This window comes from Acinetobacter sp. ESBL14, assembly GCF_036668815.1.
GTDB lineage: Bacteria > Pseudomonadota > Gammaproteobacteria > Pseudomonadales > Moraxellaceae > Acinetobacter > Acinetobacter gyllenbergii.
This window is the reverse complement of the sequence record NZ_JAZEVS010000001.1, coordinates 268,685-294,061: the sequence shown is the minus strand read 5'-3', so window position 1 is coordinate 294,061 and position 25,377 is coordinate 268,685. Positions and strand designations below refer to the sequence as shown.

General features: G+C 40.6%; 26 protein-coding genes. 11 read left to right on the top strand and 15 right to left on the bottom strand.

Going from position 1 to position 25,377, the window contains the following annotated elements; all coding sequences use genetic code 11:
- The first annotated feature begins 31 nt into the window (after window positions 1-31).
- Window positions 32-700: an HAD family hydrolase gene (locus tag V6E90_RS01485; RefSeq protein ID WP_332604288.1), complete on the top strand. Its 669-nt coding sequence runs from the start codon at window positions 32-34 to the stop codon at window positions 698-700.
- 134 nt (window positions 701-834) lie between these two features.
- Here the strand turns inward: V6E90_RS01485 and V6E90_RS01480 are convergent, their stop codons facing one another.
- The 3 genes from V6E90_RS01480 to V6E90_RS01470 form a co-directional block, all read right to left on the bottom strand.
- Window positions 835-1,230 (bottom strand): hypothetical protein, encoded by a 396-nt coding sequence (locus tag V6E90_RS01480; protein WP_332604287.1) that lies wholly within the window; start codon window positions 1,228-1,230, stop codon window positions 835-837.
- A 163-nt stretch (window positions 1,231-1,393) separates the two neighbouring features.
- Window positions 1,394-2,134, bottom strand: a complete 741-nt coding sequence (locus V6E90_RS01475) for a hypothetical protein (protein WP_332604286.1) — start codon at window positions 2,132-2,134, stop codon at window positions 1,394-1,396.
- A 172-nt stretch (window positions 2,135-2,306) separates the two neighbouring features.
- Window positions 2,307-3,008 (bottom strand): YggS family pyridoxal phosphate-dependent enzyme, encoded by a 702-nt coding sequence (locus V6E90_RS01470; RefSeq protein WP_332604285.1) that lies wholly within the window; start codon window positions 3,006-3,008, stop codon window positions 2,307-2,309.
- Between the two features lie 125 nt (window positions 3,009-3,133).
- Between V6E90_RS01470 and V6E90_RS01465 the strand changes: the two genes are divergently transcribed.
- Window positions 3,134-4,171, top strand: a complete 1,038-nt coding sequence (locus V6E90_RS01465) for a type IV pilus twitching motility protein PilT (protein ID WP_004655144.1) — start codon at window positions 3,134-3,136, stop codon at window positions 4,169-4,171.
- Between the two features lie 24 nt (window positions 4,172-4,195).
- A complete protein-coding gene (locus tag V6E90_RS01460; protein ID WP_004805191.1) occupies window positions 4,196-5,314 on the top strand; it encodes a PilT/PilU family type 4a pilus ATPase in 1,119 nt (372 codons plus the stop codon).
- A gap of 96 nt (window positions 5,315-5,410) precedes the next feature.
- Here the strand turns inward: V6E90_RS01460 and fur are convergent, their stop codons facing one another.
- Window positions 5,411-5,848, bottom strand: a complete 438-nt coding sequence (gene fur / locus V6E90_RS01455) for a ferric iron uptake transcriptional regulator (RefSeq protein ID WP_004655147.1) — start codon at window positions 5,846-5,848, stop codon at window positions 5,411-5,413.
- Between the two features lie 111 nt (window positions 5,849-5,959).
- Between fur and V6E90_RS01450 the strand changes: the two genes are divergently transcribed.
- A complete protein-coding gene (locus tag V6E90_RS01450) occupies window positions 5,960-6,358 on the top strand; it encodes an outer membrane protein assembly factor BamE (protein WP_004655148.1) in 399 nt (132 codons plus the stop codon).
- A 53-nt stretch (window positions 6,359-6,411) separates the two neighbouring features.
- Here the strand turns inward: V6E90_RS01450 and V6E90_RS01445 are convergent, their stop codons facing one another.
- The 10 genes from V6E90_RS01445 to V6E90_RS01400 all read right to left on the bottom strand — a co-directional run bounded on the left by V6E90_RS01445 (window position 6,412) and on the right by V6E90_RS01400 (window position 16,548).
- Window positions 6,412-6,735: an RnfH family protein gene (locus V6E90_RS01445; protein WP_016541953.1), complete on the bottom strand. Its 324-nt coding sequence runs from the start codon at window positions 6,733-6,735 to the stop codon at window positions 6,412-6,414.
- A complete protein-coding gene (locus V6E90_RS01440; RefSeq protein WP_332604284.1) occupies window positions 6,735-7,817 on the bottom strand; it encodes a hypothetical protein in 1,083 nt (360 codons plus the stop codon). The genes V6E90_RS01445 and V6E90_RS01440 overlap by 1 nt, the downstream gene beginning before the upstream one ends.
- 244 nt (window positions 7,818-8,061) lie before the next feature.
- Complete coding sequence (locus tag V6E90_RS01435; protein WP_004655155.1) at window positions 8,062-8,517, bottom strand: bacteriohemerythrin; 456 nt, start codon at window positions 8,515-8,517, stop codon at window positions 8,062-8,064.
- Window positions 8,518-8,802: 285 nt separating this feature from the next.
- Window positions 8,803-9,651, bottom strand: coding sequence for a class II glutamine amidotransferase (locus V6E90_RS01430; RefSeq protein WP_032865781.1), 849 nt, complete (start codon window positions 9,649-9,651; stop codon window positions 8,803-8,805).
- Window positions 9,652-9,750: 99 nt separating this feature from the next.
- Window positions 9,751-10,527 (bottom strand): GNAT family N-acetyltransferase, encoded by a 777-nt coding sequence (locus tag V6E90_RS01425; RefSeq protein ID WP_159413645.1) that lies wholly within the window; start codon window positions 10,525-10,527, stop codon window positions 9,751-9,753.
- Between the two features lie 126 nt (window positions 10,528-10,653).
- Window positions 10,654-11,553, bottom strand: a complete 900-nt coding sequence (gene argB / locus V6E90_RS01420) for an acetylglutamate kinase (protein ID WP_332604283.1) — start codon at window positions 11,551-11,553, stop codon at window positions 10,654-10,656.
- A 13-nt stretch (window positions 11,554-11,566) separates the two neighbouring features.
- Window positions 11,567-12,988 (bottom strand): phosphomannomutase/phosphoglucomutase, encoded by a 1,422-nt coding sequence (locus V6E90_RS01415; protein WP_278493232.1) that lies wholly within the window; start codon window positions 12,986-12,988, stop codon window positions 11,567-11,569.
- A 194-nt stretch (window positions 12,989-13,182) separates the two neighbouring features.
- Window positions 13,183-13,635 carry a dUTP diphosphatase gene (gene dut / locus V6E90_RS01410; protein WP_005205429.1) on the bottom strand — a complete coding sequence of 151 codons (453 nt, stop codon included), beginning with the start codon at window positions 13,633-13,635 and terminating at the stop codon, window positions 13,183-13,185.
- 23 nt (window positions 13,636-13,658) lie between these two features.
- Complete coding sequence (gene rep / locus V6E90_RS01405) at window positions 13,659-15,698, bottom strand: DNA helicase Rep (protein WP_016541959.1); 2,040 nt, start codon at window positions 15,696-15,698, stop codon at window positions 13,659-13,661.
- A 196-nt stretch (window positions 15,699-15,894) separates the two neighbouring features.
- Complete coding sequence (locus V6E90_RS01400; protein WP_016541960.1) at window positions 15,895-16,548, bottom strand: OmpA family protein; 654 nt, start codon at window positions 16,546-16,548, stop codon at window positions 15,895-15,897.
- Window positions 16,549-16,938: 390 nt separating this feature from the next.
- Here V6E90_RS01400 and V6E90_RS01395 point away from each other — a divergent pair, with 390 nt between their 5' ends.
- The 7 genes from V6E90_RS01395 to V6E90_RS01365 all read left to right on the top strand — a co-directional run bounded on the left by V6E90_RS01395 (window position 16,939) and on the right by V6E90_RS01365 (window position 22,044).
- Window positions 16,939-17,853 (top strand): acyltransferase, encoded by a 915-nt coding sequence (locus tag V6E90_RS01395; protein ID WP_332604280.1) that lies wholly within the window; start codon window positions 16,939-16,941, stop codon window positions 17,851-17,853.
- Window positions 17,854-17,880: 27 nt separating this feature from the next.
- Entirely contained in the window at window positions 17,881-18,939 is a 1,059-nt protein-coding gene (locus V6E90_RS01390; RefSeq protein ID WP_278493224.1) for a preprotein translocase subunit SecA, read from the top strand.
- A gap of 117 nt (window positions 18,940-19,056) precedes the next feature.
- Window positions 19,057-19,776 carry a septum site-determining protein MinC gene (gene minC / locus V6E90_RS01385; RefSeq protein WP_004655177.1) on the top strand — a complete coding sequence of 240 codons (720 nt, stop codon included), beginning with the start codon at window positions 19,057-19,059 and terminating at the stop codon, window positions 19,774-19,776.
- Window positions 19,777-19,849: 73 nt separating this feature from the next.
- Entirely contained in the window at window positions 19,850-20,662 is an 813-nt protein-coding gene (gene minD, locus V6E90_RS01380) for a septum site-determining protein MinD (protein WP_016541963.1), read from the top strand.
- A gap of 2 nt (window positions 20,663-20,664) precedes the next feature.
- Window positions 20,665-20,937, top strand: a complete 273-nt coding sequence (minE, locus tag V6E90_RS01375; RefSeq protein ID WP_004655180.1) for a cell division topological specificity factor MinE — start codon at window positions 20,665-20,667, stop codon at window positions 20,935-20,937.
- 123 nt (window positions 20,938-21,060) lie between these two features.
- Window positions 21,061-21,348, top strand: coding sequence for a PA4642 family protein (locus tag V6E90_RS01370; protein ID WP_005150979.1), 288 nt, complete (start codon window positions 21,061-21,063; stop codon window positions 21,346-21,348).
- Window positions 21,349-21,507: 159 nt separating this feature from the next.
- On the top strand, window positions 21,508-22,044 hold the full coding sequence (locus tag V6E90_RS01365) for a DUF4234 domain-containing protein (RefSeq protein ID WP_065342673.1): 537 nt from the start codon (window positions 21,508-21,510) through the stop codon (window positions 22,042-22,044).
- Between the two features lie 80 nt (window positions 22,045-22,124).
- Here the strand turns inward: V6E90_RS01365 and V6E90_RS01360 are convergent, their stop codons facing one another.
- A complete protein-coding gene (locus V6E90_RS01360) occupies window positions 22,125-25,208 on the bottom strand; it encodes a DNA translocase FtsK (RefSeq protein WP_332604274.1) in 3,084 nt (1,027 codons plus the stop codon).
- Window positions 25,209-25,377 lie beyond the last annotated feature (169 nt).

Below are 25,377 nucleotides of genomic sequence, written 5' to 3'. Positions count from 1 at the left end.
GATGATTAAATAATCACTATTCTTAACTCACATGAATCAGAAAAAAGCGGTTATTTTCGACCTCGATCAAACCTTACTTGATCGGACGGCATCATTAATCAAATTCCTCACGTGGCAGATTAATTTCTTTCAATTGCTTGCTGCCAATGATAGAGAGCGATTTATCCAACGCTTTCTTGAATTAGATGATAATGGCAAAGTTTGGAAAGATCGTGTTTATGGGAATCTGATTCAGGAATTTTCAATTCAACATCATTCTAAAGAAATTCTTTTAACCAGTTATATCAATGATTTTAATAAATTTTCATGCTGCTTTGAACATGTAGAAAACGCCATCATCCAATTAAAACAACAAGGCTATTTAATTGGATTAATCTCTAATGGCAGAACACCCTTTCAAGAACATAATTTTTATGCGTTAGGTTTGACTGAATTCTTTTCGAGCATCATTATTTCCGAGGCAGTCGGACTGAGAAAACCAGATCCCGCAATTTTTCTATTATCTTGTCAGCAGCTTGGTGTTTGCCCACAAGATTGTATCTTTGTCGGAGATAATGAACTGGCAGACATACAAGGTGCGAAAGCTGTTGGGATGAAAAGCATTTTCTTTCACCCCAATCCAACAATTTCCTCAGCAATAGCCGATCAAAATCTTCATGATTTTAAAAACTTCATCGACACATTAAAATACATAGAATAAATGGTTGCCATAAAATGAATGACTTTAAAAATACAATATGCACCAAGCCTTTTAAAACTTCAGGTATCACCATTTGAGCAAGTTCGAAGTGATTTAAGAGATGAATTAGAAGTTAACCCATCCCAATTCGAAATTTAAATTTTGTCGTAGGCTGCTTTCATCTCAGCACAAACAGATTGGGTTTCGAGCACAGACTTTTGAAAGCCCTTTAAAGTATCATCAAATGTTGTATATTCTTTGGCAAACTCCTGATCAAACTGTTTTCTATATTTTTGATTATTATTAAACATCTTAACAATTTGGTTCTGATGTACACAGGCCCAATGTACTTCCATGACTTCATCTTCTTGCGAGCTAGCACCTCCCTCTTCAGCTAATTTTGCAATTAAAAACATAAAGGTTTCTTTAAAATCTTGATATGTTTTATGCTCTGAAATAACCGCTTTTTCAATTTCAGGGGTTGGGGTTGCTTTACTAGAAGCACATATAACGACAATTAAAACAGTCAATATGCATTTTGCGATATTCATTTATATACCTACATTTTAAATAGCAGAGACTAGATTGCCTTCTATTCATTGATTATTGGCTGATCAAAATCTATATGATTTTAAACGTCTTATAGAAATTCTTATTTCTTTAAGTAGGAACACCCCTTCAAGATAATGAATCTGAAAGGGATGTTTTCATCCATTATTCATTCTTATCAGCTGGAAAAGCCTTTGGTGAAGGAGCATATTTAGACGGCTTTTCTTCTGCGGCTGCATCAGCGGATTTCAATGATTCAACTTGATAAATCGCTGTTCCAATAATACCCGTATTCTGAATTGAGCCATGATCCGAATTTGCCGCATAAGCATCCTCAGGCTTACTAAAAGTAAAAGAAGCAACAGCAGAGTCACTCTTACGGAAACCATCTATTGTAAGCTTACGATGTGGATAGAGCACATAACCAGCATTATTTCGGGAAGCTGCCCTACCATTTAAAACATCAATTCCATCAACACTTGCGACGATTTCATAGGTATTGTCGGTATGGTTTTCATATTTTAATTGATAGCTTTGACCATCTTTTGCCGAGAGATAATAGTTTTCACCATCCCGAGATAAAGCAAATGCTTGATCAAGATCATCAACAATAGAAAAACTAATTTTCCCTGCTGCCAAAGAAATACTGTTTACGGTCTTGCCTTGGTATTGTTTATTGGCATAACGGACTTGTGATTCAGCAATCGGTTGCTCGGTTAAACGGCTTAAATTCACCTCGGTCACATGAGAGCTAATCTCATCGCCCCATTTGGTACCCAGTTTCTCATCTACAGCCACTTGAGCATTACTATCGGCAGCCTCTGCAGCCACATCACTCTGTTTTTTACTGCACGCTGCTAAAAATAAACATAAAATAAAAGAGATTAAAAAATAGAGTTTTTTCATTTTAAACGTGATCCTAAATACAATTTTTATCTTTGTAAAAATAATGGTGATTCATTTATATTGAGCTTCAATATAAATGAATCACCATGTCATTCTAATTTATGCCATTTTTTTCAGCAGCATAGATATTTTATATAATTGTAATTTGTTCTTTATTTCTACACCTTATTATTCAATTCACTTTAGATGAATTTGAATAATCCCTTGCTCCGAATAATGCAGTTCCCACCCGAACCATAGTTGAACCCGCCGCAATTGCAACGTCCAGATCAGCGGACATGCCCATACTCAAGGTATCCCAGTCTTGCGGTTGCGCATGTTGAGCTTTCACTTGCTCAAATAGCACTCTAGCATCAGTAAATGCAGCATGATTTTCAGGTGTAGGAATCACCATCAAACCACGTAAACGGATATTTGCAAGCTGGCTGATGTGCTGAACCAACTCAACCACCTCAGCAGGTTGGCAACCATCTTTAGAATCTTGACCATCTATATTCACTTGCAGACAAATATTCAACGGTGGTAGAGCATCTAAACGTTGACTAGATAAACGCTCAGCGATAATCAAACGATCAACCCCATGCACCCAATCAAATTTTTCCGCCAGATGTTTGGTTTTATTACGTTGTACATGACCAATAAAATGCCATTCAATTTCTAAGTCTTGTAGTTGTTCAATTTTTTCTAGCGCTTCTTGCAAATAATTTTCACCAAAACCACGTTGCCCGACTGCATACATTGCGCGAAGGCTAGCACTAGGATGTGTCTTGGAAACAGCCAACAATTGCACCGTTGCAGGATCGCGTTGTACACGCTGACAAGCTTTTTCTATTTGATTTAAAACAGATTGGCGGGATTGTAACGATTGATTCATTGACACAGTTCTCATTTACGAAATCTTTTTTTGCTTTCCATTCTTTAAGGTGTTGGTAAGCCCGAATGAAAGCCTTATATTATTCTACAAAATAATGAGACATTTTAGTTTGTTTCGGGGAAATTATGGATATTACAGAATTACTCGCCTTTTCAGTTAAAAACGGTGCTTCCGATTTACACCTTTCAGCGGGTATGCCTCCTATGATTCGTGTGGATGGTGAAGTTCGTCGTATTAACTTACCAGCACTTGAACATAAAGATGTACATCGCTTGGTGTACGACATTATGAATGATAAACAACGCCGTGATTTTGAAGAAGATCTAGAAACTGACTTCTCATTTGAAGTACCGAATATTGCCCGTTTCCGTGTTAACGCATTTAACCAAAACCGTGGTGCCGGTGCGGTGTTCCGTACCATTCCATCTAAAGTGTTAACCATGGAAGATTTGGGTTTAGGCTCAATTTTCAAAGAAATTTGTGATTATCCTCGTGGAATTGTACTCGTCACAGGCCCAACGGGTTCGGGTAAATCGACGACCCTTGCAGCGATGATCGACTATATTAACGAAAACCGTTATGACCATATTTTAACTGTCGAAGATCCAATCGAATTTGTCCATCAATCGAAAAAGTGTTTGATCAACCAACGTGAAGTGCATCGTGATACACACGGATTTAATGCAGCACTACGCTCAGCACTGCGTGAAGACCCTGATATTATTCTGGTCGGTGAGATGCGTGACTTAGAAACCATCCGCTTGGCGTTGACCGCTGCGGAAACGGGTCACTTGGTGTTTGGTACACTGCATACCACTTCTGCAGCAAAAACCATTGACCGTGTTATCGACGTATTCCCTGCAGAAGAAAAAGACATGGTACGTGCCATGCTGTCTGAATCTCTACAGGCCGTCATTTCTCAAACACTATTGAAAAAGAATGGTGGTGGTCGTGTTGCTGCACATGAAATCATGATCGGTATTCCAGCGATTCGTAACCTTGTGCGTGAAAACAAAGTTGCACAAATGTATTCTGCCATTCAGACGGGTGCTAACTACGGGATGACCACACTGGACCAAAGCCTCAAAACATTGGTATCTAAAGGTTTAATTAGCCCACAAACTGCACGTACTGTCGCCAAACAACCTGAATCATTCCTATAAAAATAAATGGATTAGAGAAATATCATGGACTTTAATGATTTACTCAATTTGATGATTCAACAAAATGCATCGGACTTATTTGTCACTGCGGATGTTGAACCTTCAATGAAAATTAACGGGCAGATCGTGCCTGTCTCTAAATCGAAACTTTCAGGGGAAATTGTAGGTCAACTGGTTCAATCCATCATGACCGACAAGCAGCGTAAAGAGTTTGCAGAGACGCGTGAATGTAACTTCGCGATCATGAACCGTGAAAAGACAGCCCGTTTTCGTGTCAGTGCTTTTCAGCAACGTGATATGCCAGGCATGGTACTGCGTAAAATCGAAACGCATATTCCAAGCATGGACGATTTGAAGCTACCTGAAGTCCTCAAAGAATTGGCGATGACCAAACGTGGCATCATCATCTTCGTTGGTGCAACAGGAACAGGTAAATCTACCTCCTTGGCTTCCATGATTGGTTTCCGTAACCAAAACTCGAAAGGTCATATCATCACCATTGAAGACCCGATCGAATTTGTACATCAACATGCAGGCTGTATCGTGACACAGCGTGAAGTTGGGATTGATACTGACTCATTTGAAATTGCACTGAAAAATACGCTACGTCAGGCACCTGATGTGATCTTGATTGGTGAGATTCGTTCACGAGAAACCATGGACTATGCCATCGCTTTTGCCGAAACAGGTCACTTGGTACTTGCCACCCTACATGCCAACAACGCCAACCAAGCTCTCGATCGTATCATTCACTTCTTTGAAGCCGATCGTCATAGTCAATTATATATGGACTTGTCGCTGAACTTAAAAGCACTCGTCGCACAGCAATTGATTCCTACACCAGATGGGAATTCACGTCGCGCTGCAATTGAGATTTTGATTAATACGCCGCTTTTGGCTGACTATATCCGTAAAGGTGAAATTCATGAGATTAAAGATCTGATGAAACGTTCACGCGAATTGGGTATGCAAACCTTTGACCAAGCCTTATTTGATCTTTATAAAGCTGGGCAAATTACCTACAAAGATGCCTTAAAGCATGCGGATTCACCAAACGACCTACGCCTGACCATCAAACTGTCAGAAGAAGGCGCAGACCAGTTATTGAGTGCTAGCCGCAATATCACCTTTGATGGTCAATAATTCAAATTAAGCCATTAAAAAAGGGAAGGTTTTTGTAACCTTCCCTTTTTTATTTGTTCAATTTTCGTGAACTTTTAAATTTTAACGCAATCGCGCTTATTTTTTACGATAAGCCTCTTGGCATTCTGCATCACTACAGTAACCATATAGGTTTAAAGAGTGTCCAGTTAGAGCAAAACCATGTTGGTCTGCAACTGAATGTTGCTCTTTCTCGATAATATCATTTGTAAATTCAATAACTTTATTACAATTTAAGCAAACAAGGTGATCATGATGATCTTCCTGCATGATTTCAAAAACAGAGTGATTGTTTTCAAAATGGTGACGCTGAATAATACCTGCAGCTTCGAATTGTGTTAACACACGGTAAACCGTCGCTAAGCCAACATCTTCACCTTGTTCAAGCAAGGTTTTATAAATATCTTCAGCACTTAAATGATGTTGTTTTGAATTTTCTAATAATTCCAAAATCTTAATACGAGGAAGGGTAACTTTAAGTCCAGCTTTGCGTAAGTCTTGATTGGAAATCGGCATAAAAAAAGGTCTCTCAACAAATCTTAAGTTGGAATAGGCAATAGAGTTTAGATGCAGTATGATCTATCCTTGAACCAAATGCATCATCATTTATCAGGATAGTGTAGCAAAATGCAAAAAATCATGCTGGCGTTGTTCGTCACTTCAGTACTTAGCGGTTGTTCAGTCTTTGGTGTTTATAAAGTTGATATTCCACAGGGAACACCATTAACCAAAGCACAAGCTTCTCAAGTACAAGTGGGCATGAGCTTTCAGCAAGTCCGTTTCTTGCTTGGTAGTCCAACAGTGACAGATCCACTGAATCCACAACGTTGGGACTACATCTACAACTATATCCCAGGTACTTATGCGAAAAAAGCAAAAATACCTGCGGCTCACGGTCAACATCTAAAAGTTTATTTTGATGCGAATGGTAATGTCGAACGCCTGGAAGGTTTAGATACGATTCCAGAGTCACAACCTGGTTTACCGGCATCAAAAGAAGCGATTTTGACTGCGCCACCACTATAACGGCTTTCCCGTAAAAAGAAACCCCTCATCGAATCAATCGTGAGGGGTTTTCTTTATGAGCTTGATGGTCTAAAACGATTACCTTTAATAAATCGCCCAACTGGATTCTTCGCCGCCCGCTTACGCCGAATATCTTTCGGGTTAATGGTAAGCGCGCGATAGATCTCAACACGATCACCCGCATGCAACACGGTATCTGCTTCAATCTTGCTACCAAATATTCCCAAATGCAAAAGCTCTGGCAAGCTTACCTGCTCAGCTAAGCCACTGGCATCAATCGCGTGTTGCGCCGTCATACCTTCATGAAAACGAACTGCGAGATGAAATTGCTGCTCAGGTGATGCATAAGCCACCCAAACCTGTTGAACCTGCTCCATTACAGCACTTGCCCAATCACTGCAATCATTGCCACCACAATTGAAAGTGGTAACACGATACGGATGGCAATACGCCAGAGGTTATAAAACAGCTCATTGCTAAAGCCCATCGCTTTGCGCAAATGGCTAATCTTCATAATCCAGCCAGCAAACAATGCATAAACTAGGCAAATCACTAGTCCCCATAACATTAACAAGGTATTAAAAATTTGCTCGACTTGTGGCACAGCCCAAATAGCAATTGCCGCTAGTAAAATGAGCCATTGCATCACAATCGCAAGTTGACGCTGCGCCAATTGCTCTTTGGCAAATTGAATTAATAAGGCAGCAGACAGTGTTGCCGCAAAAACCCATACTAACGCTGGAAGCTGTGTTTGAACTGAGAAAAAGCCAAATGCAATCACCGCAAGCAGTTGTGCCACCCAAATCGGCAATACCGCAGTTGTAGCGGCATCTTGCTGCTTCACTGCTGCTAAACTACTCTGCCAATATAAACCGAGGCCTAAACCACTTGCGACCAAAGCAAGTACTGTCGCATTGCCCCACTCCTTAAACTCGACACCCGTCCAATGCCATGCTTGTAAATGGGTTCCCATCACATTGGCAAGTACGAGTGCAGCGAGTACCCCGAGCAGGGTTAAAACGATTAAAAACTGACGAGGAATAAAAGACAGTGCCAATGCCACAACCGCAAAAATCGCAAAAACCACTTGGCTTGAGAGATCTAATCCAAGTTGTTGGCTGGTCACCTGTGTTGCTGTCATCAGCATACTGCCAGCAAAAAATGGGACAAAAACAACCGCCAACCATCCCACAATACGCCATTTTGGTGACGCATCTGCATCACGTGTTAAGCTAGAAAGTGCCTGTAATGCAGTCGTTTGCGAACGTTTAGCTAAAGCAATTTCAAGATAACCGATAGGTAATGCCAATAAAATCATGGTGCCTAACCACAGTAGCCAGAAATCGAATTGACGATCGATCTGGATTCCAACAGTAGGCGCCAATGTGGTAATCATGACAAAAGATAGGCAAAACGCCATCACTGGTGCAAGCCAGCGTGACAGAGTTGTGTCCTGCATAATGCATTCCTTGAAAAATCTTTGAGCTCATTGCGCTTTATGGAGTTTGCAATGAAATATTCAATCTATTTTGCCTTTCTCACGCCTGAAAATCAAAACAAAAGATATCGAAAGAAAGAAGCAAATCACCTTACGATGATTTGCTGCGCACGAATTATTATATTATTAAGTAAACCCCTTATGTTCACTCATACCACTCCTTATTATTATTTATCATAAGGGGTCTTTTATTATTGTCTTATTATTATGAGAAGAATCGAGAAAACCAGTTTTTCCCTTTTTTCTTTTCATTTTCCTTAATGATTCCAATCATATTTTCCTTTACAGCGCCCACATAATCTGCATCATCATGGCGGATATGGTTGATTAACCATTTTGATAGTGCTTCATGCAGCTCACTATCAATTTCTTGTCCCAACTCAAAACGTTGACGATAAGTCTCTATCTTTTTGATAAATAAGTCATGTACACGCTTATGTGGTACGCGATATTTATAGTTTGCTTCTTCTTGTAAGCTTTCTTCAAAAGTAAAATGAGACTGGGTATAATCAATGATATTATCCAAAATACCTTTTAATTTTGCCCGATCATCGCCCTCATTTAATTCATCAATTTCATTAATATAATCGAGAATACGACGATGCTGATCATCAATCACCTCGATTCCTGTATTATATTCGACAGACCATTTCATACCCAGATCGAACCCCAAACCATATTTGATTTATTGAATAAGAATATAATATCGACAAAGCAATTAAATAAAAACACAGCATTTTTGTCAGATTTTAACTATTTATAAGAAAAATAAATTAAACCCTTGTTTTATATTTATTTTAATATTTTAACCAATCAAAACGCTCAAGTATTTTTTAACCAGTTAGAAAAAATATCTATCTAATTTTATTAGAATAACTAAAAAATAAGAAGGTTTTACCCATAAAAGGTATATCTAATATATATATTATTAATACCTTTTTAAATATTAATACTGGTCTGCTTTAGTTACTCGTTTTAAGGCTGGGTTTTCTGCCTCGCGGATTAAACGCTCCACTCGAGTCAAGGCATGCAGAATCGGCTTACCGTGCTGAAATAAAATCATTTCCCCGGCTTGGTATGCTGTCCATGCTTCATTATGCGTTAAAGGCTCCGTTGTAATCACGGCAACCCGATCCTCAGGCGTGGTTACTTGACTAAAGTCGACTTCAACATCGAGATCAATTAAATGGGCAGGTTGAAATGGATATTCGCGGACTAACCAATGCAGTTTGGTTGTGGCATAACTAAATAGCGCCTTGCCATTTGATAAACAGAAATTAAATGTGCCGTGCTCTGCAATCTGCGGAGCAATCCGCTGTAATAGTGCAAAGATTTCTTCTAGGCTGGGTTCGGTGTAGCCAAAGGCTTCAACAAATTGATCCAGTAAATAACAAAATGCCAGTTCACTATCAGTATTACCTACTGGCTCGAAACGGCCACTTAACTCAGGTTTAAAATCATGTAAATCGCCATTATGGGCAAAAATCCAATGTCTGCCCCATAACTCACGTAAAAAAGGATGTGAGTTTTCTAAATTGATTTTACCTTGCGTAGCTTTACGAATATGCGCAATCACATTACGAGACTTGATTGGATAATTACGAATTAAATCAGCAATAGGAGATTCGACTGCAGATTGATTATCCACAAATAATCGGCAGGCTTTATCTTCAAAAAAAGCGATCCCAAAACCATCACAGTGGTCAGAGGTCACCCCTGCGCGTTGTGAAAACCCACGAAAAGAAAATGTAATATCTGTCGGGGTGGCGCAATTCATTCCTAATAGCTGGCACATATCTTTTAACTATCTAACATCTATGCCTATTGTGCATGAGGGAGAGATACCTTGTAAATCTCAATATGTGCTCACTATTAGATTAAGAATGATAAGGTACTAACGTTGCACCATTTTGTTCATCACAAAAGAAGTGGCAATCTTATTCACTTCAAGGAAAACAAAATAATCCAAGCATTTAAAATCTTCATCATAAAATGCTTGTTTTGACAATCTCGATTGCATACCCAAATAAGTTTGGAAAAGCTTTGGCATGCGTTCATCTTGTGGAAAACTATAGTCAGGACGCTCGGGTTCAAAGCTACGTTTTGAGCGGATATCAATCGTCTGATGCTCACCCAACTGCTGAATCTGGCGATGGGTATAATAGGCACGCGCCAAATTATCTTCTAAATGAATACTGACACAGCCCATTAAGTACTTGGCTCGCATCGACCACAGTACTTTAGGCGTCAGATTCAACCATAGCATAGAGAGCGCTTTACCCGAACGGAACTTTGGATGAACACAAGTTCGTCCAATTTCGAGAATACTGGGTAAATGAGAGAATTGTGGAACGATTTCAAATTCTTGAGCACTATAGCTCTGCCCGATTTCATGACCTTGGAACAATTTAAGCCGTGTATAGGCCACAATTTCGCCTGTCCATTTTTCACGTAATACCGCGTGCTCGCAACCGAAATCATATAAGTCTTGGTCTAAACCGTCTTCAAAGCGCATCCCAAATTGATGGCTGAATTGTGTCGCTCTAAAGCGTTGTACTTCTTGTAATTCTTTTAAATTATCCACCCATTCAAAACGGAATTGATTTTGAGCTGGTTTGTGGCGTAAAGGTAAAGTCAATGTCTGGCGATATTGATTTAATTTTTCTAGCATAATGAAAGCTCCTTATGACTAGACCTACCTTAAAGCGCTTAAATGACATTGCAATGACTAAAACATGAACAACTCATGACGAAAAAAGAGACCTCTCAAGGTCTCTTTTAAAATCAATAGAGTGAATTAATGTTTGGCGCGGTTGGTAATCAATGTACCGACACCATGATCGGTAAAAATCTCTAATAGACTTGCATGTGGTACACGGCCATCTACAATATGCGCACTCACTACACCACCTTTAACGGCATCTAATGCACAACCCACTTTAGGAATCATACCGCCATAAATCACACCCGTTTCGATCAGGCGATCAACTTCTTGTGTGCTTAGACCAGTCAATAGATTTTTATTTTCGTCCAATACCCCTGTGATATTGGTCAGCAAAATCAACTTCTCTGCACCTAATGCTTCTGCAACTTTACCCGCCACAAGATCCGCATTGATGTTATAAGTATTGCCTTCTTCATCCACACCCAATGGTGCAATCACGGGGATAAAATCGCTTTGGGTAAACATTTCCAGCACATCAGTTTTTACGCCAGTGACTTCACCGACCATACCCAAATCAATTTGTGAAATCGAACCGTCTACTTCCTGTTTTTCCATCAGCAATTTGCGTGCACGCAGTAAATTGCCATCTTTGCCCGTTAAACCAATGGCGCGGCCACCATGCTTATTGATTAGATTCACGATCGATTTATTGACGCTACCGCCCAACACCATCTCAACCACCTCCATGGTGGCTTGATCAGTCACGCGCATCCCATCAATACGATCAGATTCTTGTCCAAGGCGTTTCAACAGTGAATCCACTTGTGGACCACCACCATGCACCACAATCGGGTTTAAACCCACGGTTTTTAACAACACGATGTCACGGGCAAATGAACTTTCCAACTCTGGATCTGTCATCGCATTACCACCATATTTTACAACCAGCGTTTTTCCTGCAAAACGTTGGATATACGGCAAAGCTTCGATCAAAATTTTTGCTTTATCAATGCCGATATGCTCATGTGGCATGCGTCTCTCCTTATTAAGCCAGTGCGAGTTCTTGTGCAATCTGCGGATATTGCGTTTGCAACATAGAAACAAAGGTCTGACGAATTTCAATTAATCGGGTTTGATTATCTGCATCAAACCGCACGGTAAAATATTCGCCAGTATTTGATGCTCGAATAATGCCAAATCCATCGTCAAAATCAAGTCTTACACCATCAATTTTACTTAAACGTGCGCCCAAACGGTGACTTAAAATTTCAATATCATTTAAAACCTGTTGTGGATTGACATCATGGGTACTGATATAGGTGTCTTCAGTACAGTAGCGTTCTGGGTAAGCCTCCAATAATTCAGATAGGTTGGCTGCGCTAGATTGGGTCAGGTACTCCATCACTCTCAATGCGGCATATAGCCCATCGTCATAGCCAAAGCCACGACCATCATTAAACACATAATGGCCAGCATACTCCCCACCAAAGACCGCTGTCCCTTGAGATTGAGACAGATAAGCACGTAAGAAACTACTGCCTGTACGAATCATTTTGGCTTGCCCAGCTAATCGCTGCACCGTATCTGCCACCATACTTGAGCATTTCACATCAAATACAATTTCTTTGTGCGGATGCTGTTGCAAACAAATCTGGGCAAATAATGACAATAAGCGATCAGGACTAATGATGTGCGCATTCTCGTCCAGTAAAACCACACGATCACCATCACCATCTAAAGCAATCCCAAGATCGGCTTTTTCAGTCACAATCGCGACTTGTAACTTGCTTAAATGTTCAGCATGGGAGGGGTCTGGGGCATGGTCGGGAAAATGGCCATTGGCGTCACAGCGCAAAGCAATCACCGTACAACCTAATTTTTCTAAAACCAATTTGGCACACCGCCCTGCCGAACCATTTAATCCATCTAGAACCACTTTTAAAGGACGTGCTAACTGAATATCGGTCAATAATGATTGCTGATATTGCAAACAGTATTTAGAAATAATCTGATGTGTCAAATTTTCTGAAAGCAGTGAATCATTTCGATGTATTAACGAAATCTGTGCAAATTGCCCAACTTGCTGAATAACTTCAGGTGTAGGTGGTTCTCCTTTTAGAATCCATTTAATTCCATTATCAGACTTTGGATTATGGCTTGCGGTCACCATAATCCCATTGCCACCAAAATCACGAGCAATGTAATACATCATTGGCGATGAACAACAGCCAATATTAATGACCTTTAATCCTTGCTGTTCAAAGATTTGTTGAATGATATGAGCATAAGCTGGGCTGGTTAAACGTGCGTCATAACCAATCACCACATCTGTCTGTTCAGCATTTTTATATTGTGCAGCTAAAGCATAGGCAATCGAGCTAATAATATTTGGTGTTAAATTACTGAGCTTTCCGCGAATATCATAAGCACGGAAAATACTCAGCGGAAATGTATGTTGTATATTCACTGTAAGCCCCTATTTTTATAATCTTATGATCCATAAAAAAAGCAGAAACTATTAAGAAATTAATTAACCCTTATTCAGCAAAATTAAAATAATGAATCAGCTGCTTTGTAATATATATCGAGGCAACAATCAATATGAAAAATGCAACGTTTTTCAGCAAAACATTGCATTTAAAGTGATAATTACTGAAAAGTTTATTGTTTTCCAGTGTGTCCAAAGCCACCCGCACCACGCTCAGTCGCAACAAATTCGCTCACTTGTTCGAACTCTGCCTGTACCACTGGAACCAAGACATATTGCGCTAAACGCTCACCTGGTTCTAAACGGAAGCTATTTTGTCCACGGTTCCAAACTGACACCATGAGCTCTCCCTGATAATCAGAATCAATCAAACCCACCAAGTTACCTAACACAATCCCATGTTTATGACCGAGACCTGAACGCGGTAAAATCAAACCCGCAAAGTTTGGATCTTCGATATAAATCGCCAAGCCAGTTTTCACTAAAACGGTTTCACCCGCAGCAATCTCAATTGCTTCATCTAAACAGGCACGTAAATCTAAACCTGCAGAACCTGTGGTTGCATAAGAAGGCAAAGCCCACTCTTGACCTAAACGGGCATCTAATACTTTAACTTGAACTTTCATTAAAATTTCCTACTTACAATTTCTTAACGTTTCAATAATGCTTTTAAATTGGCAAGGTATTGCTGAGCTTGTTCTTTTGGATCGACATTCGGCGCCAGTTTCTTTTTACGACCATGCCACTCCAAATCATCTTGCGGCATTTCATCCAAGAAACGGCTTGGTGTCATTTGACGCATTTGCCCACCATTCTTACGTTGCTCTGCCAAAGTCAGGGTCAAACCTTGACGCGCACGAGTAATGCCTACATACATCAAACGGCGTTCTTCTTCGATGGTTTCCGATGCAATCGAATTCTTATGTGGCAACAACTCTTCTTCTAGGCCAATCATATACACATAAGGAAACTCCAAACCTTTGGCGGCATGCAAGGTTAGTAAGTTCACTTTATCGGTGTCTTCTTCTTCCTGTTGCTGCTCAAGCATATCCAACAGCACTAGTTTACGAATCACGCTTTCAATATTTTTCTCATCGACATCATCGGTACGATTCAATAAATTTTGAATACTGCTATATAAACTTTCGACACTGTCGAGCTTGGTTTTCTCTTGCGCAGGAGTCGCTGCCTGCTCACGGATATAGTCGATATAACCAGCTTCGTTGATCATCTGACGCACTTTCGGCATCGGCTCATCATCATCAAGCAATTCACGGGTGAAGGTCGCGATAAAATCAGCGAACTCATGTAATTGTGTTGCTGCTTTTTTCGGTAACACCATACTTAAACGTTGGTCTGACGATGCCGTCAATAAAGACAAGGTGTTTTCTTGGGCAAATAAACCGAGTTTCTCTAACGTGACTGGGCCAATGGCACGCTTAGGCGTATTGATAATACGTAAGAAAGCACTGTCATCTTCTGGGTTAATGATGAGACGTAAATAGCTCATCACATCCTTAATTTCAGCACGTGCGAAGAAGGATTGACCACCTGACAACTTATACGGAATTTGCATCTGACGCAGTTGGGTTTCAATCACACGCGCTTGGAAATTACCACGGTACAACACCGCATAATCTTTCCAGTTTTTACCATTCATCAGCTTATGCGTGATCAGGTCTTTCACCACACGTTCCGCTTCATCATCATCATTCAAACAGGTAATGACACGAATGGTTTCACCGTGACCTTTATCACTCCACAATTTCTTATCGAAAATATGCGGATTATTTTCAATCACCGCATTGGCTGCTTTTAGGATACGACTGGTCGAGCGATAGTTCTGTTCCAGCTTAATCACTTTGAGATTATGAAAATCGTCTTTTAACAAAGCCATATTTTCAGGCTTTGCACCACGCCAAGCATAGATGGATTGGTCATCATCACCTACCGCAGTAAACTGCCCCATCACCCCAACCAACAACTTCACCAAGGTATATTGTGCTGTGTTGGTATCTTGATATTCATCCACCAATAAATAACGAACACGGTTCTGCCATTTGTCACGCACTTCTGCATTTTCCTGAAGCAAACGTGTTGGCATCACGATCAAGTCATCAAAGTCAACGGCGTTATAGGCACGCAAATTGCGCTCGTAGAGCTGATATAGATGTGCAAACTGGACATCTTCAACCGTTTCACAAGTTGAGTGTGCTTGTTCGGGGACAATCAGATCATTTTTCCAGTCTGAAATTTTCTTCATCGCCTTGGCAAGAAGTTCTTTGCTCTCAGCACCCGATAAATTGTCACGCTGCATCAAATCCATCAAGATTCGTTTACAGTCATCGGCATCTAAAATCGAAAAATTGTTTTTAAGCGGTAAATGTTTTAATTCAAGACGGAGTAAATTTAAACCGAACGTATGGAAAGTCGAGACCGAAAGCCCTTTGGCTTCTTCACGTGACAACAATTTTCCGACACGCTCTTTCATTTCACGGGCGGCTTTATTGGTAAAGGTCATTGCGGTAATACGATAGGCAGGAATACCACATTGCTGTACTAAAAAGGCAACTTTTCGGGTAATTACAGAGGTTTTGCCTGAACCTGCACCTGCAAGTACCAACAATGGCCCCTGAACATATTTCATGGCCTCAAGTTGCTTGTCATTAAGTTGACTGGCAGATGACATGGTTATACCTCTCTCGTTTCCGAGCCTGATTTTTCGAGCACAATTATAGACATCTCTGTTTTAGAATCCCAATAGTAAATCTAGGGATATGTATAAATTATGATGCCTTATCCAAATAACACGCCGTAGCCTGTCGCCTATTTTGATTTGCAATAAAAAAACCACCCGAAGGTGGCTTTTTTGAAATCAGTAAAAATTACTGTTTAGCATAAATGCTGATTTCTACACGGCGGTTTTGCTCTTTACCAGCAGCAGTCGCGTTTGAAGCGATTGGGTTCGCTGAACCTAAACCTTGTGCATCGATACGGCTACCAGAAATACCTTGACCAGCTAAGTAGTTCTTCACTGATTGAGCACGTGCTTGAGATAATGGGATATTGATTGAATCATTACCTGTGTTATCTGTATAACCTGTTACTAAGATCGCACTCTTGTTATCTTCACCTAAAGTTTGCGCTACTTTGTTTAAAGTACCGTAGAAGTTAGGTTTGATGTTTGATTTGTTAGTATCAAACGTAATGCTACCTGGCATGATTAATTGAACCGAACCATCTGGGTTACGACCAACTTCTACACCAGTACCCGCCATTTGTTCACGTAATTTTTTCTCTTTGTTATCGAGATATAAACCACCAGCTGCACCAAGTACCGCACCAATTGCTGCAGCACGGTTGTTTTGCTTACTTGTATTTGCGTTACCCTTAGATACACCGTAACCTGCTGCTGCACCAATTAACGCACCTAAAGCAGATTTATCGTATTCAACGCCACCGATGTTATTACCAGTCGTTTGGCAACCAGAAAGTACCAATCCAGCCCCTACGAGTGTTGAAATTACTAATGCACGCATTGCGTTGCTCCTGTCTATGTATTTTGTTGTCTGGACAAATGATGAATGAGAAAATGGCGCTAGACCATTGATTTTTTGTTAATAATAAACACTTTATTAGTAGTTTTGTAATATTTTGATGCATTTTACTTGATCACACCAACATAATTTCTTCATTGTTACACTTCTCTCAGAATAAAACCATAATGAGACTCACATCACAAAATAAAAGCGCGCAATTTACAAGCAAACTTGACAATATAGTCTCTATCTCTTACCAATAAAAACCAATCTACGCATTTGAATCTATAAAAAATGTCAATATCTGAAAATATACAGTTGTATTTCAACATCTGTTGTTTATAGTTGGAACATCTCTTTTTTCAAACATATGCACTCAAGGTTCGATTTATGGCTACCGCTAATAAAAAAGCATCCCTATTGCAAAAAGTCAGTAAAGGATTAACCGTTAGTTCAGTGATTACAGGCAGCACCTTTTTTCATGGTCCTCCCGTACTGGCACTCGGTCTCACTAAATTATTTAAAAAATCAGCCAAAGTGGATGAAACCAATATTCAAATTACCAACAGTTGGTTAGGGGTAAACAACTGGTTAATTGACAATGTCCTGCCAAATTTACAATGGGACATTAGTATTGATGAACAACTTGATCTGAATTTGCAGGGGCGATACCTGATGATGTGTAATCATCAAAGTTGGGTCGATACGACGGTGAATCAGTATTTTGGTTTAACTCGTATGCCCCTCACCCGTTTCTTTACCAAGTGGGAACTTATTTTTATTCCTTTTGTGGGGCAAGCCTTTAAAATTTTGGGCTTCCCAATGATGAAACGGCATAGCAAAGAACAAATTGCCAAAAATCCAGAGCTGAAATCACGAGACATGCTGGAAGCGCGTAAGGCCTGTGAACAGTTGCTGAGTCAACCGTTTACCTTATTAAATTATTTAGAAGGCACCCGCTTTACTGCTGAAAAACATGCTGCACAGCAATCCCCATTTCAAAATCTCCTCAAACCCAAAGCGGGTGGCCTCGCTTTAGCACTCAATATTCTGGGGGATCAAATTGATGCCTTGGTGGATATGACCATCGTCTATCCTGATGGTGCACCCGGTTATGGTGAGTTTTGGTTGGGCGATGTCTCTCGTATTGCCGTCGATTTACGTAAAATAGAAATTCCAGACTGGGTCCTCGGTGGCAATTATGAAGATGATCCTGTTTACCGTGAACGTTTCCAAAAATGGGTTGATCAAATCTGGACTGAAAAAGACCAGCTGATTTCACAAATGAAAGCAAAATATAATTAATATTCTCATCAGGAATTGAGTAAAGACATGACCCAACAGGACTCAGGACAAAACTCTAAATATAACTATGTCAATCCGAACAGTGTGTTTTTCAAGCTGTTTCTCGTCTATGACATTTTCATGGTGTTTATTATTGTTTTTAACTTGTTCTGCTTAGGTATGAACTTTTTCCTGATGAGTAATATCGGGGCGTGGTTTTTCAACTTTATCCATCTCTCCAGTGTGCTGGATTTTTATCGCACCCATTTACACCCTTGGGTGATTACCACTGAAGCATGGTTCATTATCTTTTTGATTGTTGAACTGGTTGTGCGTTGGATTATTTCGATTGCACAAAAGCATCATGCCCGTTGGTGGTTTTTCCCCTTTATTCACTGGTATGAAATCTTAGCCATTATTCCACATTTACGTTTTTTACGTTTATTCCGTGCTGGAATCATCGCTTATCGACTCCATGAACTCGGTTATAAGGTTGTCCCCGATGGCATTCGGGTCAAAGCGATTTTCTATTATCGTGTGGTGATGGAAGAGCTGTCTGATCGTGTTGTGATTACGGTGATTGATGGCATTCGACACGAATTACAAACCAGCTCTAGCCATAAAAAAATTATTCATGATCTGGTCGATCATCATCGACAACTCTTTACCGTGACACTGAGCTCAATGTTACAAGAGTCCTTGGCGACCGCATTACAACAACAGCAACCCGTGATCACTCAAAAAGTCGGTATTATTGTCAATCAAGCCATTGAAGATACCCCTGAGCTCACCCAATTGTTGCGTCTGATCCCGATTGTGGGTGGACGTATCGAACAACAAATACAAAGTATCGGGCAACGCTTAGGTGAAAACATCAGTGCAGGTTTAATTGAACCATTTACTTCTGGTTCAGCACAAAGACCGAACGAAAATTATCAATATATTGCACAACAGGTCAGTGAGCTAAATATTGACAATCACTACCTAGAAGAATTGGTCGAATCCGTCGTATTTGAAAGCCTTGAAGCGATTCGGAAACAGGTCAAAGTCAAACAATGGCAGCAAACTTTGCAAGAATCTGATCAATTGGATAAAAAAGCAGAATGATTACAAGAAAAATTACCAATCAAGCTAGAGAATTCGTGTAATTTGTTCTAGCATTTGCTTTTATTTACAACACGCTTCAACACAATAGAGCGCTTAAAAAGCCCTGAAGGATAAATTATGGCTGATATACGGATTACGGGCAGAATGGTGAATTTTAGTCGTCTGACTTTTGACACTAATGACCATAATGCAATCCGACAGCAACTGAGTAGTACACTGAATGAAGGTTCTTATGTTGGTACACTCGTCATTATTGACAGTACCGTAGAACAAGAGCTGATTGCGTTAATTCAGCTTTTAATTGATTTAGGTTTACAACCGATGGCCGTCATTGATGGCATTTTGGGTGATGAAGCTCGGGCGATCCAATTCCCTGTTCTACCTGCCGATCAGCCCTTACAGCGCATCAAGGCATCTAAAGAACAAGTGGTTGATCATGCTCCTGTAAAAACAGCGGATAATGCTGCAATACAAACACCACAAAAAAACACATCGAATGCATATATCACCTCTTATCATGATGAGATTTTGCGGACAGGCCAATGTTTGGTCCAAGATCAAGGCGATATTATCCTAAATGCGGGCATGAATAGTGGATCAGAAGTGATTGCATCTGGAAATATTCACATTTATGGCAATGCTCGTGGTAGAGTCATTGCAGGTGCAGGTGGGCAAGCTGCAGCACGTATTTTCTGTCACTCTTTAGAAGCAGAATTAATCTCGATTGCAGGAACCTATTGTGTAGCAGATGATATTCCCAAAGATATGATCAAAAAGCCTGTACATATTTATTTAAATAACAAGCAAGAACTTGAATTTGAAGCCTTGCAGTTTTAATTTATTGAATTGAGTTTTAAAGCACCAAATAAGCCCTTTTAGGGGCGTATGACCATAAATAGGAGTGGATTCGGTGGCCAAAATTGTTGTCGTAACGTCAGGCAAAGGTGGTGTAGGTAAAACTACAACAAGCGCATCTTTTGCAACAGGTTTAGCCCTACGTGGTCATAAAACTGTTGTGATTGATTTCGATGTAGGTTTACGTAATCTAGATTTGATCATGGGCTGCGAACGCCGCGTTGTTTATGATTTCGTCAATGTCATTAATAATGAAGCACGCTTACAACAAGCGCTGATCCGTGATAAAGATATTGAAAACTTGTACATTCTCCCTGCATCACAAACCCGTGATAAAGATGCCTTGAGCGATGAAGGTGTTGCACGTGTGATTGATGAACTTTCTCAAGAGTTCGATTACATCATCTGTGACTCACCAGCCGGTATTGAGCGCGGTGCGATTTTAGCAATGTATCATGCTGATGAAGCCATCATTGTTACCAACCCTGAAATCTCATCGGTTCGTGACTCAGACCGTATTATTGGCATGCTCGATAGCAAGACCAAGAAAGTTGAACAAAACGAAGGTCGTATTCGTAAGCATCTATGTATCACGCGTTTCAACCCTGAACGTGCTGATCGTCAAGAAATGCTTACGATTGACGATATTTCTAAAGATATTTTACGAGTGCCGACATTGGGCGTCATTCCTGAGTGTCCAAGCGTGCTTCAAGCATCAAACGAAGGTAAGCCAGTGATTCTGTATGCAGAAGAAAAAGCGGGTCAAGCCTATGATGACTTAGTGGCTCGCTTCCTTGGTGAAGACCGTCCTTATCGACACATTGCAGTACAGCCAAAAGGTTGGTTAGCTAGACTATTTGGAGCGTAATTATGGCAGGATTCTGGAGTAAACTTTTTAGCAGTGATGAAAAACCATCAAGTGCACAAACTGCCAAAGATCGTTTAAAGGTGATTGTTGCCTCTGAACAAGGTTTAGGTCGTCGCCTAGGCCAAGACAAAATCGACCAAATGAAAAAAGAAATCATGCAGGTGGTGAGTCGTTATGTTCGTGGTGTGGATGAACAGCATATTCAAATGCAAGTTCGTTCAGAAGCAAATATCGAAATGTTAGAAATGAATATCAATTTACCTGAAGATCGATAGAAGTTTTTTCATTAGCGATTTTTCGCAAATAAAGGCAGAATACGCGGGTGGATTTGGAAAGTAGAACTTCCCCCCACTCCAAGTATTTTGCCTTTATTATTTTATAAGACTGAGGAGATTGTCATGGCATTATCACAGCCAGCAACTTTCAATGAAGAATGGTCAGATGAGCGTGTGTTTGCCTACCTTAACCAACTTCCTCCAACTGGCGTAAATGCTGACTTTCATGTGCTTTATCATGCATTCAAACATATGCGTCCAAATGACTATGAGCGCTTGATTACCCAGTTTTTGGCAGATGGTCGTGATCTCAATGCAACCAATCCTGAAGGACAACGCATTCATGATGTGATTGCGCAGTTCCCACGCCAAAAAGATGGTTTCTTGGAAGTTTTGGCAAAGTTTGCTTAAGTACTTCTCGAATAAAGCCACATAATGTATCTGTACTACTTATACTCAGACTTTCAATTATGTGGCATCATCTAAAGACTGCCATCTAACTATTTTTCAATTTATTAAAATAAGACCAAAACAATTCTATTTTCAGCAACCTATTTTCCAAGAAAGACAATGACAAACTCAGACACTGATTTAATTGAAGCCCCACCAATAAAACACCACCTTGCTGATCTGAAAATTATCAGCATGAAGAAGTTTATCGTCTTATCCATCATTTCTTTTGGTTTATATCAAATTTGGTGGATGTTTAAAGCATGGCGATTTTTTGCAATCAAAGATAATTTAAAAATTATGCCTGCCGTGCGTGCCATTTTTTCAATCTTCTTCTTATATTCGCTGTTTAATAAGATTCAAAGCTATGCCCAAGAAAATGGCTATACGCGATCATTCTCAGCAGCATGGATGTTTGTTGGCTATCTACTCATAACATTTGCCTGTAATCTGCCTGATCCTTATTGGTTGATTAGCCTATTCAATTTTATTTTCATGATTCCTGCTTTTGTTGCATTTAACTATGCCAAAACACAGTCTGATGAAGTTAATAGCCTAATCCAAGAAAAGTTTAGTACTGCACATGTGGTTGTCATTATTATTGGCTCACTATTGTGGCTATTAGTACTCGCGGGCCTATTGATGGGATCAGCATAAAGTAATATCGTTTGCCCTAACCTAAAGATTAATCAATAAAAAAGCCTCTATCAATAGAGGCTTTTTTTAGCAGATAATTTCTAAACCAGAATATCCCGCTTACCATTGGCACCCATTGAGCTGACAATGCCATTCTCTTCCATTTGGTCGATAATGCGCGCCGCACGGTTATAACCTAAGCTAAATTTACGTTGTAGCGATGAGGTCGATGCTTTACGTGTCTCTAAAACGAACGATACACATTGATCGTACAGCGCATCACGACTTGGATCACCATCACCATCTTCAAAACCACGTGAGCTTGGCTCTTCATCAAATGGCGTCAGGATTTCATCAACATAATCCGGCTCACCACGTTCACGCCAAGCATCACAAATACGGTTCACTTCATCATCGCTAATAAAGGCACCATGCACACGCTCAGGCTCGATTTTACCAGGCCCTAAGAACAACATATCACCATGACCGAGCAAGTCTTCTGCGCCACCTGCATCAAGGATTGTACGTGAGTCAATTTTACTGTTTACGCGCAATGCAACACGGGTTGGAATATTGGCTTTAATCAAACCTGTAATCACGTCAACCGAAGGACGTTGTGTTGCAAGCAGTAAGTGAATCCCTGCGGCACGCGATTTCTGTGCCAAACGGGTAATCATTTCTTCCGCTTTTTTACCGACCTGCATGATCATGTCAGCAAACTCATCCGCAACAATCACAATCGACGGTAACGGCGTCAAACGCGGTGCACGCTCACCGACAACCGAATCACTGGCTTTCCATGTTGGATCAATAAGGTCTTCACCATTGGCAATCGCTTCTTCGACCTTACGGTTATAGTCGCTCAACTTACGAATTTTCAAGAAGGACATCAATTTATAACGGCGTTCCATCTCATTGACACACCAGTTTAAAGCACTGACCGCATCTTTCATGTCAGTGACCACAGGCGTTAATAAGTGTGGAATATCATTATAGTTAGCCAATTCGAGCTGTTTCGGATCGATCAGAATCAAACGTAACTGATCAGGTGTGTACTTCAATAACATCGAAAGGATCATCGAGTTGACTGCAACCGACTTACCAGAACCTGTGGTCCCCGCAACCAGCATATGTGGCGCTTTACCGAGGTCAGTAATGACAGGATTACCTGAGATATCTTTACCCATCGCCATAGAAAGCAAACCCGCAGGGTCTTCAAAAGCTGGCGTTTTCAATAACTCAATCAAGCGTACCATTTCACGGCTACTATTCGGCACTTCAATTCCGATATATGGTTTTCCTGCAATCACTTCAACCACACGGACAGATGCCATCGACATTGAACGTGCTAGATCGCGTGAAATGTTGGTCACTTTAGAGGCTTTTACACCTGGTGCAAGATCCAGTTCAAAGCGTGTTACGACGGGTCCTGGCTGGGCTTCGACCACCTGAGCCTTCACATTAAACTCTTGTAGTTTAATCTCTAAAAGCTCAGAAAGACGTGCGAGTTGCTCAGCGGTAAAATTGACCTTTTTGTTTGGATCAACTTCATCCAGCAATTCCAGACCTGGTAAAGTCGGTAGATCACGGCGTTTTTGCGCAACTTGCATGGCACGTGACATCGGACGACCAAATGCATCTGTTAACGGCGCATCCAGATCAAAATCATCTTCAATATCTAAATCCACATCTGGATCAGCTTTACCTGCCGTTTCTTGCCATGCTTCGAGAAAGGCTTCTTTAGACAGGGTTTCTTTCGGCGCCGCTGAAACCTCAATCGGTGCTTTTACAAAAGCAGAGGATTGCGCATAACTTGTGCTTCGAGCAGGCACTTGTTTAGGCTCTTCTTCAACCATAAGATCGCTAAAATCGTCTGCTTGCTGCCCAGTGATGCGATGAACATCCTCTTGGATAGGATGTATTACATTTTGAATCGGTGCAGTCTCAGGCTGTACAGCTGCTGGTCTTGCAGATTCATTAATCAATGCTTCGATATCTGCTTCAAATTCGACCTCAGTAACCTGAGGGGCAGAATGTGCCTGAGGCTCTTGGGTAAATGGGGTGTGTAAGTCTGTCGCCGTCTTACTATTTGGAACAGCAGCCAATAACTCATCAAAGATTTGATCATCATTCCAATCTAAATTACTGTGGCTGGTCGTCTGCGTTGCAACATGTGCAGTAGGCGCTGCATAGGGATGAGCCGCATTGGCAGAATCATCCGCCGCTCTTAATAAGGCATCAATCTCTTGCTTATGACTTGCATCATCGCGTTGCAATGCACGCCACACTTCACCAGTTTGTACTAAACGCTGGCTTTCATTTTCAAATTGATGCGCGCGCTGTAAGGTTTGCTCAAAATCTTCAAGTTGTTCCGCTGGTGCGGGTTGAGTACTTTGTTGCTGTTCTTTTGCAACCACATCAGCGAACAGTTTTTCTGCCATCAACTGATGATGTGAATCATCAATTTTAATCAGTTTTGCCTGAACCTGATTGGCTTTAGCTTCTTCGGTTTCAGACGTTGGTTCAGACGCTTTTTGGGTTTTATTCTTAATTGCTGGTGTATCAGCGGCTGCCAATTGCTCAGTCAGGTCATACGCAGACTCATGCTGAGGTACATTTTTATAAAATAAATCTTGTAAATAAGCAGGCGTATTTTTCAATGTAGCCCAGGTCTTGTTCCACTGAATCCCAAAAGCTAAGGTCAGTAATAAGATACTGAATGCAAGTAGGAACAAGGTTGCGCCATAAATGGTCAGTAATTGCGATAAGCTCTGTCCCAATTCATAACCAATGATTCCTCCAGCCGCATTGTCCAAGGTATCTGCTGGTGTATTCCAGTGCAGATACAAGAGGCTGGAAATGGACAGGATCAAGAAAAACTGGGCAGCATAACGAAATGGACGGTTAAGAAAGCTTCTTGGCCACCAGACTTGAATGGCTTCAATAAACAAAAATAAAGGAATCAGCAAGCTTGCCCATCCCAAGAAACCGAACAGTAAATCTGCGATCCAAGCGCCTGCTACACCGCTGGCGTTTGAAACCTGCTGGGTATCACTGGAAATGTGCATCCAACCCGGATCAAACGGTGTATAGGTTACTGTGGCAAGAAATAAATAAATGCCAAAAGAAATCAAAAATAATGTCATTAAAAAGCGTTGTGCATAAACACTTGACACCGCAGTCATATACAGTCCTGTAACCCGATTCGTTATTTGTTGGTATCTTTTAAGGTCTAAATTACCTTAATCAATAAGTTTTATATTATGCACTCGTTCTTACAAAAAAGATGCACGATTGTTTACTGTTGTTGTTAACATCCTGCTCGGATATAGCTCAATTCGATTGAGTTAATCA

Excerpts from the sequence above, each read along its gene's own strand:
- V6E90_RS01485 (WP_332604288.1), top strand. The coding sequence starts at position 32 with ATGAATCAGAAAAAAGCGGTTATTTTCGACCTCGATCAAACCTTACTT.
- V6E90_RS01480 (WP_332604287.1), bottom strand. The coding sequence starts at position 1,230 with ATGAATATCGCAAAATGCATATTGACTGTTTTAATTGTCGTTATATGT.
- V6E90_RS01475 (WP_332604286.1), bottom strand. The coding sequence starts at position 2,134 with ATGAAAAAACTCTATTTTTTAATCTCTTTTATTTTATGTTTATTTTTA.
- V6E90_RS01470 (WP_332604285.1), bottom strand. The coding sequence starts at position 3,008 with ATGAATCAATCGTTACAATCCCGCCAATCTGTTTTAAATCAAATAGAA.
- V6E90_RS01465 (WP_004655144.1), top strand. The coding sequence starts at position 3,134 with ATGGATATTACAGAATTACTCGCCTTTTCAGTTAAAAACGGTGCTTCC.
- V6E90_RS01460 (WP_004805191.1), top strand. The coding sequence starts at position 4,196 with ATGGACTTTAATGATTTACTCAATTTGATGATTCAACAAAATGCATCG.
- fur (WP_004655147.1), bottom strand. The coding sequence starts at position 5,848 with ATGCCGATTTCCAATCAAGACTTACGCAAAGCTGGACTTAAAGTTACC.
- V6E90_RS01450 (WP_004655148.1), top strand. The coding sequence starts at position 5,960 with ATGCAAAAAATCATGCTGGCGTTGTTCGTCACTTCAGTACTTAGCGGT.
- V6E90_RS01445 (WP_016541953.1), bottom strand. The coding sequence starts at position 6,735 with ATGGAGCAGGTTCAACAGGTTTGGGTGGCTTATGCATCACCTGAGCAG.
- V6E90_RS01440 (WP_332604284.1), bottom strand. The coding sequence starts at position 7,817 with ATGCAGGACACAACTCTGTCACGCTGGCTTGCACCAGTGATGGCGTTT.
- V6E90_RS01430 (WP_032865781.1), bottom strand. The coding sequence starts at position 9,651 with ATGTGCCAGCTATTAGGAATGAATTGCGCCACCCCGACAGATATTACA.
- V6E90_RS01425 (WP_159413645.1), bottom strand. The coding sequence starts at position 10,527 with ATGCTAGAAAAATTAAATCAATATCGCCAGACATTGACTTTACCTTTA.
- argB (WP_332604283.1), bottom strand. The coding sequence starts at position 11,553 with ATGCCACATGAGCATATCGGCATTGATAAAGCAAAAATTTTGATCGAA.
- dut (WP_005205429.1), bottom strand. The coding sequence starts at position 13,635 with ATGAAAGTTCAAGTTAAAGTATTAGATGCCCGTTTAGGTCAAGAGTGG.
- rep (WP_016541959.1), bottom strand. The coding sequence starts at position 15,698 with ATGTCATCTGCCAGTCAACTTAATGACAAGCAACTTGAGGCCATGAAA.
- V6E90_RS01400 (WP_016541960.1), bottom strand. The coding sequence starts at position 16,548 with ATGCGTGCATTAGTAATTTCAACACTCGTAGGGGCTGGATTGGTACTT.
- V6E90_RS01395 (WP_332604280.1), top strand. The coding sequence starts at position 16,939 with ATGGCTACCGCTAATAAAAAAGCATCCCTATTGCAAAAAGTCAGTAAA.
- V6E90_RS01390 (WP_278493224.1), top strand. The coding sequence starts at position 17,881 with ATGACCCAACAGGACTCAGGACAAAACTCTAAATATAACTATGTCAAT.
- minC (WP_004655177.1), top strand. The coding sequence starts at position 19,057 with ATGGCTGATATACGGATTACGGGCAGAATGGTGAATTTTAGTCGTCTG.
- minE (WP_004655180.1), top strand. The coding sequence starts at position 20,665 with ATGGCAGGATTCTGGAGTAAACTTTTTAGCAGTGATGAAAAACCATCA.
- V6E90_RS01370 (WP_005150979.1), top strand. The coding sequence starts at position 21,061 with ATGGCATTATCACAGCCAGCAACTTTCAATGAAGAATGGTCAGATGAG.
- V6E90_RS01365 (WP_065342673.1), top strand. The coding sequence starts at position 21,508 with ATGACAAACTCAGACACTGATTTAATTGAAGCCCCACCAATAAAACAC.
- V6E90_RS01360 (WP_332604274.1), bottom strand. The coding sequence starts at position 25,208 with ATGACTGCGGTGTCAAGTGTTTATGCACAACGCTTTTTAATGACATTA.